Raw genomic sequence first — 539 nt, forward strand, 5'->3', positions numbered from 1 at the left:
CATGTGTCGGCGGTTCGATTCCGTCTCGCGCCATTTAAATATTTTGGAAGGGTAGCGAAGAGGCTAAACGCGGCGGACTGTAAATCCGCTCCTTCGGGTTCGGGGGTTCGAATCCCTCCCCTTCCATAGTTACGGGCATAGTTTAAAGGTAGAACTAAGGTCTCCAAAACCTTCAGTGTGGGTTCAATTCCTACTGCCCGTGTTAGTTAAATTATGGCGGGTGTGGTGAAGTGGTTAACACATCAGATTGTGGCTCTGACATTCGGGGGTTCGATTCCCCTCACTCGCCTATTTATATTATTGGGGTATAGCCAAGCGGTAAGGCAAGGGACTTTGACTCCCTCATGCGTTGGTTCGAATCCAGCTACCCCAGTTATACTTTGCCGGCGTGGCGGAATTGGCAGACGCGCTGGACTCAAAATCCAGTGTCCGCAAGGACGTGCCGGTTCGACCCCGGCCGCCGGTATAGTATTAAAGACAAGGTTTTCAAATCTTGTCTTTTTCTTTATGCGACTTTCAGTCCGTCTCGCTCCGTTAGG

The 539-nt window shown here is 50.6% G+C and carries 5 tRNA genes; all 5 read left to right on the forward strand.

Annotation, left to right across the window (positions count from 1 at the left end):
* The first annotated feature begins 45 nt into the window (after positions 1–45).
* The 5 genes from HMPREF2837_RS09650 to HMPREF2837_RS09670 all read left to right on the forward strand — a co-directional run bounded on the left by HMPREF2837_RS09650 (position 46) and on the right by HMPREF2837_RS09670 (position 466).
* Positions 46–126 (forward strand) — tRNA-Tyr (locus tag HMPREF2837_RS09650).
* Between the two features lie 5 nt (positions 127–131).
* Positions 132–202: transfer RNA gene (locus HMPREF2837_RS09655), tRNA-Trp, on the forward strand.
* Positions 203–216: 14 nt separating this feature from the next.
* Positions 217–289 (forward strand) — tRNA-His (locus HMPREF2837_RS09660).
* Positions 290–301: 12 nt separating this feature from the next.
* Positions 302–373: transfer RNA gene (locus HMPREF2837_RS09665), tRNA-Gln, on the forward strand.
* Between the two features lie 9 nt (positions 374–382).
* Positions 383–466: transfer RNA gene (locus HMPREF2837_RS09670), tRNA-Leu, on the forward strand.
* Positions 467–539: the final 73 nt, after the last annotated feature.

This window comes from Streptococcus sp. HMSC071D03 (genome assembly GCF_001812125.1).
Lineage (GTDB): Bacteria > Bacillota > Bacilli > Lactobacillales > Streptococcaceae > Streptococcus > Streptococcus pseudopneumoniae_N.